This is a genomic window from Ruegeria sp. BHSC223 (assembly GCF_059613025.1).
Genome location: NZ_JBXWRR010000009.1, coordinates 38,046 through 50,812 on the forward strand (window position 1 = coordinate 38,046; position 12,767 = coordinate 50,812).

The 12,767-nt window shown below is 63.7% G+C and carries 13 protein-coding genes; 5 read left to right on the forward strand and 8 right to left on the reverse strand.

Features of this window, described 5'->3' with window-relative positions; translation table 11 throughout:
• Positions 1-16: 16 nt before the first annotated feature.
• Together AC2FNY_RS14305 and pyrC are read right to left on the reverse strand one after the other, a co-directional pair.
• Positions 17-694, reverse strand: a complete 678-nt coding sequence (locus AC2FNY_RS14305) for an orotate phosphoribosyltransferase (RefSeq protein WP_496802872.1) — start codon at positions 692-694, stop codon at positions 17-19.
• A 77-nt stretch (positions 695-771) separates the two neighbouring features.
• Positions 772-1,812 carry a dihydroorotase gene (gene pyrC / locus AC2FNY_RS14310; protein ID WP_496802873.1) on the reverse strand — a complete coding sequence of 347 codons (1,041 nt, stop codon included), beginning with the start codon at positions 1,810-1,812 and terminating at the stop codon, positions 772-774.
• A gap of 105 nt (positions 1,813-1,917) precedes the next feature.
• Here pyrC and AC2FNY_RS14315 point away from each other — a divergent pair, with 105 nt between their 5' ends.
• A complete protein-coding gene (locus AC2FNY_RS14315; protein ID WP_234136206.1) occupies positions 1,918-2,358 on the forward strand; it encodes a hypothetical protein in 441 nt (146 codons plus the stop codon).
• Here the strand turns inward: AC2FNY_RS14315 and AC2FNY_RS14320 are convergent.
• From AC2FNY_RS14320 to AC2FNY_RS14345, 6 genes are all read right to left on the reverse strand, one after another.
• A complete protein-coding gene (locus AC2FNY_RS14320) occupies positions 2,349-3,308 on the reverse strand; it encodes a phosphoadenosine phosphosulfate reductase (protein WP_234162350.1) in 960 nt (319 codons plus the stop codon). The genes AC2FNY_RS14315 and AC2FNY_RS14320 overlap by 10 nt on opposite strands.
• A gap of 85 nt (positions 3,309-3,393) precedes the next feature.
• Positions 3,394-4,473 (reverse strand): glycosyltransferase family 2 protein, encoded by a 1,080-nt coding sequence (locus AC2FNY_RS14325; protein WP_496802874.1) that lies wholly within the window; start codon positions 4,471-4,473, stop codon positions 3,394-3,396.
• Positions 4,474-4,479: 6 nt separating this feature from the next.
• Entirely contained in the window at positions 4,480-5,178 is a 699-nt protein-coding gene (locus tag AC2FNY_RS14330; protein ID WP_496802875.1) for an FkbM family methyltransferase, read from the reverse strand.
• A 3-nt stretch (positions 5,179-5,181) separates the two neighbouring features.
• Positions 5,182-7,557: a glycosyltransferase family 2 protein gene (locus tag AC2FNY_RS14335; RefSeq protein ID WP_496802876.1), complete on the reverse strand. Its 2,376-nt coding sequence runs from the start codon at positions 7,555-7,557 to the stop codon at positions 5,182-5,184.
• On the reverse strand, positions 7,557-8,243 hold the full coding sequence (locus AC2FNY_RS14340; protein ID WP_234136211.1) for a sulfotransferase: 687 nt from the start codon (positions 8,241-8,243) through the stop codon (positions 7,557-7,559). Before AC2FNY_RS14340 ends, AC2FNY_RS14335 begins: the two co-directional genes overlap by 1 nt.
• The gene (locus tag AC2FNY_RS14345) at positions 8,243-9,295 is read right to left on the reverse strand and encodes a glycosyltransferase family 2 protein (RefSeq protein ID WP_496802920.1); all 1,053 of its coding nucleotides are present in this window, start codon (positions 9,293-9,295) and stop codon (positions 8,243-8,245) included. The genes AC2FNY_RS14340 and AC2FNY_RS14345 overlap by 1 nt, the downstream gene beginning before the upstream one ends.
• 231 nt (positions 9,296-9,526) lie before the next feature.
• Between AC2FNY_RS14345 and AC2FNY_RS14350 the strand changes: the two genes are divergently transcribed.
• From AC2FNY_RS14350 to AC2FNY_RS14365, 4 genes are all read left to right on the forward strand, one after another.
• Positions 9,527-10,435, forward strand: coding sequence for an AAA family ATPase (locus AC2FNY_RS14350; protein ID WP_496802877.1), 909 nt, complete (start codon positions 9,527-9,529; stop codon positions 10,433-10,435).
• Positions 10,436-10,495: 60 nt separating this feature from the next.
• On the forward strand, positions 10,496-11,758 hold the full coding sequence (locus AC2FNY_RS14355; protein ID WP_496802878.1) for a vWA domain-containing protein: 1,263 nt from the start codon (positions 10,496-10,498) through the stop codon (positions 11,756-11,758).
• A gap of 64 nt (positions 11,759-11,822) precedes the next feature.
• Positions 11,823-12,167: a hypothetical protein gene (locus AC2FNY_RS14360; protein ID WP_496802879.1), complete on the forward strand. Its 345-nt coding sequence runs from the start codon at positions 11,823-11,825 to the stop codon at positions 12,165-12,167.
• Between the two features lies 1 nt (position 12,168).
• Entirely contained in the window at positions 12,169-12,759 is a 591-nt protein-coding gene (locus AC2FNY_RS14365; protein ID WP_496802880.1) for a hypothetical protein, read from the forward strand.
• Positions 12,760-12,767: the final 8 nt, after the last annotated feature.

Here is a 12,767-nt window from a genome sequence, read left to right on the forward strand (position 1 = left end):
GCCGTCGCGTCGGGTGTCAGCGTTTGTTGGCGGCCTGCCAGGCGCGCGGATCCTTGAGAAAGGCCTCGACCCCGCTCAGCGTGACCTCGTCAAAGGCCCCTTGTGCGCGGGCCTCGGCCAGCACATCCCACCATGTGCAAAGGTAATGCAGCGCAACCCCGTGATCGCCCAGCGTCTTTTCCGTCTCGGGGAAGATGTCGTAGTAAAAGATCACCGCCGTATGGCCGCAGCTCGCGCCCGTCTCGCGGATCGCATCGACGAACGAGAGCTTGGAGCCGCCATCGGTGGTCAGATCCTCGACCAGCAGAACCCGCTGGCCCTCGCTCATGGCGCCCTCGATGCGGGCGTTGCGGCCATAACCTTTCGGTTTCTTCCTCACATAGGTCATCGGCAGCGCCATCCGCTCGGCCACCAGCGCGGCAAAGGGGATGCCCGCCGTCTCGCCGCCAGCGATATTGTCGAAGGCCTCAAACCCTGCGTTCCGCATCACGGTGACAGTCAGGAAATCCATCAGGGTAGAGCGGATACGCGGAAACGAGATCAGCTTGCGGCAGTCGATATAGCTGGGCGAGGGCAGGCCCGAGGCCAGGATATAAGGTTCTTCGGTGTTGAAATTCACCGCGCCGATTTCCAGCAGCATGCGGGCAGTCAGAAGGGCGATTTCTTCGCGGGTCGGGTAGGCAGCAGGGATCATGGTCAGGTTCCGTTTTTCATGGGCGGGACCAGAATTTTGTGGAAAATTCTGGGGCAAATTCTTCGTTGAAGAATTTGTTACCCGGTCACCCTCCAATGCAGCGGGAAGCCGGGATCGAAGACGGTGACGGTGTGGTCCGCGACGGGCAGGGTCTTGGGGATGTCGAGCGGGTCAAGCTTGCTGAGTGTGATCGTGTCGGCATTGATAGGCAGGCCATAAAAGGCGGGACCGTTCAGCGAGGTAAAGCCTTCCAGCTTGTCCAATGCTCCCGCCTGTTCGAATACATGGGCAAGGCAGGAGAGTGCTATGGGCGCAGTGAAGCAGCCTGCGGCACAGCATTCTGCCTCCTTGGCATGGGTGGGATGAGGTGCGCTGTCGGTGCCGAGGAAATAGCGCGCATCGCCCGAGGTGGCGGCAGCGACCAGCGCCTCGCGGTGCTGGCGGCGCTTGAGGATCGGCAGGCAATAGTAGTGCGGGCGCATACCGCCCACCAGCATGTCGTTGCGGTCGAACATCAGGTGCTGGACGGTGATCGTCGCCCCCAGGCCCTCGGGGTTGGCCGCCACGTAATCGGCACCGTCCTTTGTGGTGATGTGCTCCATGATCACGCGCAGCCCCGGCGTCGTGCGGCGGATCGGGTCCAGCACCCGGTCGATGAACACCGCCTCGCGGTCGAAGATGTCGATCTCGCGATCCGTGACCTCGCCATGCACGCAGAGCGGACAGCCGATTTCGGCCATGCGTTCGAGTACCGGGCGCACCTTGTCAAAGTCCTTCACGCCGCTCGCGGAATTGGTGGTGGCGCCCGCCGGGTAGAGCTTGACCGAGGTGATCAGCCCGCTTGCATGGGCCGTCGCCAGATCGTCGGGATCCGTGTCTTCGGTCAGATAGAGCGTCATCAGCGGTTCGAACGTCATGCCCTCGGGCAGCGCCGCCAGGATCCGTTCGCGATAGGCGGCCGCCTGCGCCCCGGTCACCACCGGCGGCACCAGGTTCGGCATGACGATGGCGCGGGCGAAATGGCGCGCGGTTTCAGGCAGGACGGCGGCCAGCATGGCGCCGTCGCGCAGATGCAGGTGCCAGTCGTCGGGGCGGCGGATCGTAAGGCTTTGGGTCATGCCGCCCCGCTAGCACAGGTGCGGCATTCGGGAAAGGGGGCGAGGCAATTTGCGCGGTTCTCAGGTGCGCGGTCGCGCGGCAGTCTTGAGGCTCTGGGGGACAATATGCGCCGGACTCTGACACTCGATCATATTTACGACGCCGATCCCGATCGGCTGTTTCGCCTCGTCACTGATCTGGACACGCTGGATGCGGTAATTCATCCCTGGATGCGGCTGGATCATCTGCCCTCGGGGCCAGTGCATCAGGGGCAGGTAATCGATGTTGACCTGTCGCTGCTGGGTCTTTTTCCGTCACAGCCCTATCGGATGGAGGTCACCCTGTTCGACGCCACCACCCGACGCATGATATCCGAGGAAACGGGCCATGGTCTGCGGTGTCTGGTGCACGCTTTACAGGTTCTGCCAGCCGGCGCGGGCGCGCGACTGGTCGACCGGATCGAGGTCGAGGCGGGTTGGCTGACACCGCTGCTCTTGTTCTGGCTTCGGGTCACCCATGCCTGGCGTCATCATGTGCGCAAGCGGCTGTTGCGGACTCAGGCCTGACCGGGGGGCGGCGCGAACTTCCCTGCGCGCGCGTCCTCTTCCAGCTCTTCCAGCCGCCGCCGAAACCGGCGCGCGGGCATCCGGGCGATCACGTTTCGGCAAAGTACCATGTTCAGATAGGGCCGGTTCTGCCGGTCAAGAACGGCCACCAGCCCCTTGAGATAGCGCGGATAGGAGCGGCGGGCGCGATAGACCTGAAAGAAGCTTTTGGCATTCAGCTTGCCGGTGCCGGCCATCAGCAGGATTCGATAGAGCAGGTTCATATCCAACAAGCGCGCCTGCAACTCGGCCCCCATATAGCGCATGCGTAGGCGGGTGACATTGTCGCGGGCAAACAGTGTCGCGTGCATCGCGTCGAGCGATTCGACCGGATCGTAAAGGATGAAGGCATGTTCCGCCGCATCCAGCATGTCGGGTGCATAGCCATAGCGGTCGGTGAACGAGACCCGGCGCATCTCGGTAAACCGGTCGTCCCATTCGGTCATGCGCGCATCCAGCGTTGCCTGCGGCTGCACTGCCACCACGGTGGCGCCGGGGGCGGCCACGGAAAACGCCGCCGCCGCATATCCGCAAGGCCCGGCACCGTAAAAGACCACGCGTTCGAAATCCTCGAAGAAGCCGTCATCAATCAGACGGTCGAAGAAGCCATAGACCTTGGGGTCGCGAAACCAGGTATCGCCGTCGGAGATGATGCACAGATGCGACCAGCCCTTGGACTTGACCAGTTCGAAGCCAAAGGGCTGATGGGTTTCCGAAATCGAGCGAATGCCCTCGGCGGTTTCAAAGGTCACGAGCAGCGTCGGTTCACGGTCGATGAAGGTTGCAAAGTGGCGCGGGCCCAGTTCCTGGGCCATGCCGTCGGCCTCGGCCTGTTCCAGAAGCTTTTGCTTCCACACCTCACGACGGAATCCGGCGATGGATTCGTCGATGCTCGTCTTTGCGTCCTGCATAACTGGTCCTCGATACTCCGGCCTCGTGGCGGGCTGGTTTCGAAGTCAGGATCTAGACGGGAATTGAGGCTAAATTGGGCAAATCTCAGGCCGGTTTCGGGTCGTTTTCCGGACCTTCTCCGGCGGATTCCAGGCGGCCCAGATTGGCGAACCCCACCAGCGTGCGGGCCGAGGCGGCGCTGATCAGGCGCGAAGGCGGCGTCATGAGGAGCCGCGCGAACAGCGCCCGATAGGGTTCCTGCTTCATCAGGTCGGTAAAGCGTTTCTGACGCCATTCCACCGCGCGCTTGTGCAGCCGCGCCAGTTTCGCATCGGCCAGCAGGGCCTGGCGCAACGCAGTGCTGCGTTCGTCATATCGCAGGATCGAGTCGTCGCTATCGGTGTTGAAATTGCGCTCGACCCAGTAATCGACATCCAGCATGTGCTCGGAATGCACCGCGCGGCCGCGATCGGCCTTGAGCACGTAGCTTTCCATCGCGCCCAGCGGATAGTGGTTGAGTTGCGCCAGCCCGTAATTGGGGCGGCCATAGCTGGAGAATATCCGGTTCTCGCGGAACATATCGTCCAGTGCACGGCCATGCCCGTCATACCAGTGCGAGCTTTCCAGCCGCTCGGGCACCGGGTTGCGCGGGCGGTGCACCCCCAGTTTGCGATAGGTGCCGTCGTTGCGGTAGAGCGTCTTGAACATCGAGGCACGCCAGGGCCAGAACATGATCTCGGGGGCGCAGCGGGTGAATTGCCCGGTCACCGGCGCATCCACGTAACGCGGTGTGTCGGAATTGCCGAACAGCCGCCAGGTCAGCGTGATCGCAGTGGCGCGCGGCAGCGCCTCGAACAGGGCCGACAGGCTGCCGTCGCCCACATGGATGTTGACGAATTCATCCACGTCCAGCGGCAGGATCCAGTCGGCCTGTTTCACCAGCCGGTGTTTCGAGGCCGCCTTGAGTGCCGTGAACTGGATGCCCCCCTTGTCATAGGGGCCATCATTGCGCAGATGAACCAGCACGCCCATCTCGGCCAGCCGATCCAGCATCTGGTCGGTGCCGTCCTGGCAGTCATTTGAAAAGACTAGGAAATCCGTGAACCCCACCGCCTGGTGATGGGCCAGCCATTCGAGCAGAAACGCTGCTTCGTTGCGAACCGTCAGAACCGCCAGACTGCGCATGCGCCCTCACCAATCGCTGCGAAACACCGCGACCTTACCCTGTGACCAGCGCGGGAAGAAGACCAGACCGGCGCGGCGCATTGCCTCGAATACGCGGGCGACGCCCTCTTTGCCCACCCATTGCGGATGCAGTTCGATCAGCACTGCGCGTAGACCGGACAGGTCAAGCTGCGGCAGCAGGTCCACCTCGGCCCCCTCGATATCGCAGACCAGCACGCTGGGCCGGATATCGGCCAACGCCTTGGCAGCGCCGCGCACGGGCACCTGCACCTTTTCCACCGTGTCGTCATCAGCGGGCAGCGGCGCAAGCGAGCTGTCCAGGATCGAGGTGCGCTGATAAAATGTGCGCCGCCCGGGTTTGTCCCCCAGCAGCGCGTGGTGGATATGGGCGTTGGTGACGCCATTGGCGGCATGCACCGCTTCGATATAGGGGATCAGGCGCGGATTGGCCTCGAAACAGTGCACCTCGGCGGCGCGGGTCTTGGTGGCGATCAGGGTCGACATGAAGCCGATACCGGCGCCCAACTCCATCACCACGTCGCCCTCTTTCATCATCCGATAGGCGGCACGCGCCTCCTTGGCCTCGTACCCGTCGGTGCGCAGCAACAGGCGCACCCGTTTCGGCAGGATGTCGGTATCGAGTGGAAAACGCATCCCGCGCGAGGTCAGGAACTTGCCGTCATGGGTCTGTGATCCGTCTGCCATGGCTCAGCTCTCCACATCCAGCGCCAGCGCATAGGCGACCCGTTCGGTGCCGGTCAGCTGTACTTCCAGCGCCTGTTTGTATAGGGCCTCGAACTCGGGCATGCCATGCAGTTCGGCGGCCTTGGCCCGGTGCCAGTCAAGCCCCGCCGCATGCAGGTCGCGCAGGGTGTCATCCTGCATCAGCCGGTCATATTCGGCGCGCATCCGGGGCAGGTTGCGCTTGATCGTGACATCGCGGTGGTCGTTCCAGTCCATCCGGATCCAATAGTTCAGCCCGATCGAGCGATCCACATGCAGCGCCCGGCCGCGCTGGCGCTTGACCAGGAAACTCTCGGCGCTGCGCAGGGCGTAATGGTTGAGCTGGAGCAGGTCATAGCCGATGGATTTCTTGGAGTTGCGCCAGCCCGATTTCAGCGCCTCGCCGGTCATGTCCTGGCCCGAGCCATTGACCCATTTCACCTGTGCTTCAAAGGCTTCGTCCAGCTTGTTGGGGCGATGACAACTGATCTTCTCATAGGCGCCGATATTGCGGAACATGGTCTTGAAGCCCCAGACCGTATGCGGCTTGGGGCAGTATTTGGGCGCACAGGCATCGAACTGGTCGATGACGAATTCGTCCTTCAGTTCGGTCACGCCGTTATGGCCGAACAGACGCCAGGTCATCGCGACATTGGTGGCCTCGGGTACGGCGGCAAAGAAATCGTCCAGCGTGCCGTTGCCGCAACGGATATTGATGAACTCGTCGACGTCGATATGGATGATCCAGTCGCTGTTTTTCAGCACCGGTTCCTTCAAGGCCTGGTTCAGTGCGTGCTGCTGGGGCGAGTTGCCTTTCCACTTGTCGTTGTTGCGGTGCTGAAGTACGCCAAGCTCTTGTAACCGGTCGAGAATTTCGCTGGTGCCGTCAGAGCAATCGTTGGTGTAGATCAGGAAATTGTCGACCCCGATGGCGCGGTGATAGGCCACCCATTCGAGGATATAGGGGGCCTCGTTCTTCATGCAGCCGACGATGATATTGCCGGTCTTGCCCTTGGCCAGCTTGCGCGGCTTGGCGGGAGAAAAGGCAGCGGCCAGCTGCTCCTCATCCACCGCGCCGATGCGGTTATGCGGCGCATAGGAGGATTTGCGCAGCTTCTCGAAATTCTGTACCGCCAGCGGCGGCATCAGCCGGCGGGCGGTCTCGCTTAGGCTGTTGTCGCTTTCGGCCTCAACCTGCGGGGCGATGGCGGCTGTGGTCCCGGGGGTCTCGCCCGTGACCTGCTCGGCACGGGTGGCCAGCTGTTCGGCGCTCAGCTTGTCGATCCGCCAGCGCGCCGCCAGCAGGTATTGCGAGGCGCGAAAGCCGCGCTCGGGATCGGCCTCGGCCCAGTCGGCGGCGGGCGGCGGGGTGAACTGCTCCTCGTTCAGGCCGGGATGGTCTAGCATCAGGGCGCTGTTGGCGGCCTCGAACCGGGCCGATATCGCGGCCAGCCCATCCGGCGCCGGAGGCGGGCCGTCTATGGCCAACTCGTCCAGCAGGCTGCGCCACAGTTGCCGTGTCACAACCTTGTCGCCATTGGCCATATAGCGCAGCAGCAATTCATTGAACCGGCGCTGGCGCGACAGGGCGGCGGCCGAGGGCAGGGGGGTGGCCAAGGTCGGCTCGGCCCGCCCGATGCCGCGCGTGATGCCGAACATCTCGCGCACCAGCTCGGTCGCGCCGGGGCTGGCCAGATCGGCAGGATCGTGAGAAAACAGCCGCACCGCTCCGGTGCCAAACCCCTCTTCCCACAGAGCCACCAGCCCGACGAGGTCGAGCCAGAAGGCTGGCCCCTGCGTCTCCTCGAACATGCCCCGGATCGGGTCGATGTCGGGCATCGCGGCGATGGCCGCCCGCCACCAGCCGGGCGCGCCGATCAACTCCAGCTCTTGCTCCAACGGCGCGGCGCGGCCTTCCGTAACCTGGGCGGCATAGTGATCCAGCAACATGCGCGCAGGGTCGCTCACCGTGGCGACCACTTGGATGTCATCGGAGAGAGGTGCAAGCAGGTCGCGCAGCCGCGCCACTTCGGATGGGCGGTGTATCGAACTTGCCATCTGTGCCGCCGACAGGATCAGCGTGTCTGGGCGGGTGGCGGCGATCTCGGCGCGCAGCCCTTCGATCATCGCATCGCGCAGCACCGCCTGTGCTTCGGGCGCGGCATAGCCACGGTTATAGCGGAACGGGTCCACATGGTCGGGGTCTGTCACCGCCATATACAGCCGCATGTGGTTGCGGTTGCCTGGGCTGCGGGCAAACAGCACGCCCTGCGATTTCAGCCCTTCGCGTTTGTCCGACAGGATCGACTGGATGCGGTCCGCACCCGTTGTTTCGGGACCGATATGAAGGACGATACGCATCAGCTGGTCTGATCCTCACTCGGGGTCGCGTCTGGCTCGGACACCGTTTCTGTGACGGTCTCTGCGCCGGTTTCGGGGTTCTCGTTCACGGTGCCCCACCAACGGATCGGCAGGCCGAGAAAGGCACCGATCCGGGCCGGGGCTTCGGGGTCGAGAATGTCATATTCCAGAAAGCGCGGATCGCCCGCGAAGACCCGGCGGCAGAAACGGTTGTGCCCGTCGATCCAGCGCACGATATCCGCCGGTGTCCGACCGTATTTGCCCGGCAGACCCGGCACGTCGAAGATGCGCAGCCGCTTGCGGCCCAGATTGGTCCAGCGGATCATGCTGTTGGCCTGCGCCTCGGGGTCGCGATAGGACAGGATGAATCTCGCCCCCGGATGCCGTTCGATGATCGCCTCGAGCAGGCCCCAATCGGTTTGCGGCCAGCGGTTCAGCTCGCCGCCCACCACGTTGATCTCGCTTAGCGCGTCGAACTCATCAAGCAGATGCAGCGGGTCGCCGGTTTCGAAATAGCCGCGATACATCAGATCGCCCAGGAAATGGCGCGCCACCTCTGGGTTTGTCGACTGGAACTTGCGCACCTTCCAGTCCGCCACTTTCAGCCCCGAGGCGCGCAATGCCACTCCCAGCGTGGTGGTGCCCGATTTGGGCAGGCCCAGATTGATCACCCTGAGCCTGGCCATCAGAGTATCCCCATCTCTTGCAGCAATGCCTCTTCGCCCGGTGGTAGGGTCGAGGCGGCGCGCAGCTGCGCCTGCATCTCGCGATAGGCGGGCTGGTTCAGCAGGGCGGCACATTTCTCGCGGTGCAGGCGCACCGCCTCGTCATGCAGCGCGCCGATCTCGCGATGAGCCTTGATCCGCTCCAAGGCATCCTCCAGCGCGGGCAGGTAGCGTGCGATACTGGTATCCTGCCAGGCCGGGTCGTTCCGCTCGCGCCAATAGGTGTCGTCAAAGGCCCTGTTTTCGCGGTTCACATCGCCCCGGTCGTTCTTGACCAGGTAGCTGTCCAGCGAGCGCAGCGCATAGTGGTTGAGCGTCGCGAAGTCGCGCGCGCCCTTGGCCGGAAACTTGCGGATGCGGCGCGGATTGGCCGCGACCAGGAACTTGTGCGGCACCTGCCGGCCCGACCCATCGGCCCAGGCCAGCCCCTTCTTCTTGTCCTGCTTCTTGCTGAAAAAGGGCCGGTGCGCGCCGAAATACTGCAAGGGAAAGTCGCGCCGGGTCAGCGATTTGACCTCGATCGCGGTCTCGCCGCACCAGATGTCGGGATTGTGAGAGCGGGTGAACTGCGCGATCACAGGCCGGTCCTCGAACCCGTCGATGCCGTCATTGGCGAAGAACTGGAAATGCACCGAGATCGCCGCCGGGTCGCCACAGGCGGCGATCAGCGCGGGGATTGTGTTGTCGCCCACATGGATGTTCAGGAACTCGTCGACATCGGCGATCCAGACCCAGTCGGCGGCCTGAACCACGGTGCGATGGGCGGCATCCTTCAGCGCCTCCATCTGGTAATTGCGCCCCTCTGCCGGGTTGGGCAGATGCACCACGTTGCCACACAGATCGGCCAACTCGGTGCCACCAGCGGCCAGCGCGTCCAGCAGCCGGTCGGTGCCATCGGAACAGTCATTGGAATAGAACAGGAAATCGGTGACCCCGATCAACCGGTTGAACGCGATCCATTCCAGCAGGAATGGCCCCTCGTTCTTGACGCAGGTCACCGCCGTTATCCGCATGCACTTGCCCCGGTTGCCCTGGAATAGATTGCTGTCATCGCCTGTTTGCGGGCGGTTTTCCCGCCCTCCGATTGTTTCCAATGTCATGACATTTGCGCGTACAAGCGTCAACAGACCCCTAAGAGTTAGACTATCGTCGCAGTCCTTGTGTCGCAAAACCGCCCCTCTGCCGCTTGACGCGGGCGCGCCGGTGATGCCCCATTGGGAGCAACACACGGAACGGGGACAGACATGACACAGGCGCCATCCATAGACGCGGTGCAACAGATGCTGGGCGAACAGGGATACGTCTGCGGTCGGGCGCTGGCCACGGTCGTGTTCCTCTCGCTGCGCCTCGGGCGGCCGCTCTTTCTCGAGGGCGAGGCCGGGGTGGGCAAGACCGAGATCGCCAAGGCCATCGCCGCCGCCCTGGGCCGCCGCCTGATCCGCCTGCAATGCTACGAGGGGCTCGATGCCGCCTCGGCCGTCTACGACTGGAATTTTCCCGCCCAGATGGTCGCCATCCGCACCGCCGAGGCCGCTGGCGGCGCCGACCGCGGTGCGCTCCAGACGGAGCTTTTTTCGGATGACTTCCTCATCGAACGCCCACTTCTGCAAGCCATGCGGCCGGATCCGGCGGGCGCTCCGGTATTGCTGATCGACGAGCTCGACCGCACCGACGAACCGTTCGAGGCGTTCCTTTTGGAGGCCCTCTCGGATTTCCAGGTCACCATCCCCGAGCTTGGCACCATCAAGGCGACCGAGCCGCCCATCGTCATCCTCACCTCGAACCGCACGCGCGAGGTGCATGACGCGCTGAAACGCCGCTGCCTCTATCACTGGGTCGATTATCCTGATTTCGATCGCGAGATGGAAATCCTGCATGCCCGCGCGCCCGAGGCCGCCGAGACCCTCAGCCGCCAGGTGGTGGCCTTCGTCCAGACCCTGCGCACCGAGGATCTGTTCAAGAAACCGGGCGTGGCGGAAACCATCGACTGGGCCAAGTGCCTGCTGGCGCTCGACGTGATCGACCTGAGCCCCGAGGTGATCGCCGACACGCTGGGCGCGATCCTGAAATACCAGGACGATATCCAGAAACTGCAAGGGTCCGAGGCCAAACGCATCCTCGACCAGGCCAAGGCCTCGCTGGAACCCGCCTGATGCTTCTTTCTGGTCCGAAATACTCCGGGGGTGCGGGGGCAGAGCCCCCGCGAAGGCCGCATGCCTGAATACGCCCCGCTTGCCCTGCCGGAAAATCCGCGTCTGGCCCAGAACATCACCCATTTCGCCCGCGCCCTGCGCAAGGCGGGATTGCCGATCGGGCCGGGCCGCGTCATCGACGCGGTGCGCGCGGTCGAGGCGGCCGGATTTACCGAGAAACGCGATTTCTACTGGACGCTTCACGCCTGTTTCGTGAACCGCCCCGAACACCGCGCCGTCTTTGCCCAGGTCTTCCGCCTCTACTGGCGCGACCCGCGCTATCTCGAACACATGATGTCGATGATGCTGCCCGCCATTCGCGGCGTGCAGGAGGAACGCAGCGCCCAGGCGGCCGAGAAACGCGCCGCCGAGGCGCTACTCGACGGGAACCAGCCCGAAATGCCGGAACCCGAACCCGAAAAGGAGGGCGAAGAAACCCTGATAGAGGTCGACGCCTCGCTCACCATGTCCGCCGAGGAAAAGCTCAAGACACTCGATTTCGAGCAGATGAGCACCGAGGAGGTCGCCCGCGCCAAGCGCATGCTGGCCCGCCTGACGCTGCCGGTGAAACCGATCCCGTCACGTCGCAGGCAGGCGGCGGTGCTGGGACCCCGCATCGACCGCGCCCGCACCCTGCGCGCTGCCATGCGCCAGGGTGGCGAGCTGCGCGATATTGCCCGGGCCGAACCACGCCCACGTTGGCCAAATCTCGTGGTGCTTTGCGATATTTCCGGTTCGATGAGTCAATACAGTCGGATGGTCCTGCATTTTCTCCATGCCGTATCCAATGCCAAGGGGCAAGGCTGGGCCAAGGTGCATGCCTTTACCTTTGGCACGCGGCTGACCAATGTCACACGGCACTTGCGTCAGCGCGATGTCGACGCCGCGCTGAAATCCGCCGGGGCCGAGGCGCAGGACTGGGAGGGCGGTACCCGCATCGGCGCCTGCCTTCATGCCTTCAACCGCGACTGGTCGCGCCGGGTGATGGGGCAGGGCGCGGTGGTGCTGTTGATCACCGACGGGCTCGACCGTGACGACCCCGACGCGCTTGCCGCCGAGATGGAGCGTCTGCATTTGTCCTCGCGCCGCCTGATCTGGCTGAACCCGCTGTTGCGCTGGTCCGAGTTCGCCCCCAAGGCGCGCGGCATCCGCGCCATGCTGCCCCATGTCGACAGTTTCCGCGCGGGCCATTCCATCGCCTCGCTCGAAGAACTGGCCGAGGTGATCTCGCGCCCCGACGATGTGGGCGAAAAGGCGCGGTTGCTGGCCCGGCTGGAGGAATGACCTCGGGTTGAATTGATCGTTCGCGTTCCGGGTGTATAGTTCCTCGGATTTGAATGGAGCGGCCATGGTTTTGAATTGCGTCGATTGCGAGGATCCGCCCGGCGGCAAGGCCTGTTGCGAACCCGGCCAGACCCCGATGTGTTTCATAAAGGATGGCAAGGCCCAATCCGTTTGCATGTCGCTGTCCAGCGATATTACCGGGGATTTGGAACGGTTCGCCGCGGCGTTGAAAGCGACGTTGCGCGCGCTGGCGGGGCCCGCCTATTTTGACGATATCGAACGGAACTTTCACCTTGCCGGCGGGCGCGCGACCTTTGTCAGTGCGAATGGCCGGGTAAAGATGACGGCCCTGAACCCGGAGAGCGATCGCGGCGGTGGCGGCGCCGAGGATCACGTTCGGGGGATGTAGCGTGTTCAGTTACGAGAATCTGAAACGATTTGTCCTGTTGTTGCTGATGCTGCGCCGGAAATTTCCGGGCAGGGGATATGTGGCCTTTGCGCGGATCGGGCTGGTCATGATCGGGCTGGGCCTTCCCGGTGTGCTCGATCTTGTCACCTCGGGCGCGGTCGGGCTTGGGCTGATCACGCAGCCACCGGCCGATGATCGTCTGGCTATCGCCCAACTTGCGCTCATTGCTTGTGGCGTGGGCGTCATTCTGGTGACGCTCTGGCTGTATGACCGGTACCTCGGACGGGTGCCGCGCGGCCTCGAAAACGAGGGGTGTTTCAACCTGAACATTCAGCCGGACACGCCGCTGGGGCCGCTTATCCAAAAGACGGCCCAAAGCCTGGGCAAGGTCGTCGACCTGTCCGGCATCCCGGAGGCGTATTGGCGCCTCCCCATTCTGAGCGGGCCCATGTTCAACGACGATTTCGGCAGTTTTCTGGCAAATATCGACCGGCGGACCACGCCCCCCGGTCTGATGCGCTGGTCGGAGGAGGCAGAGGTCTATCGGATCTGGATCGAGGATCCGGCAGGTGTCATCGCGGGGCGCGGCTGATGGTGGCG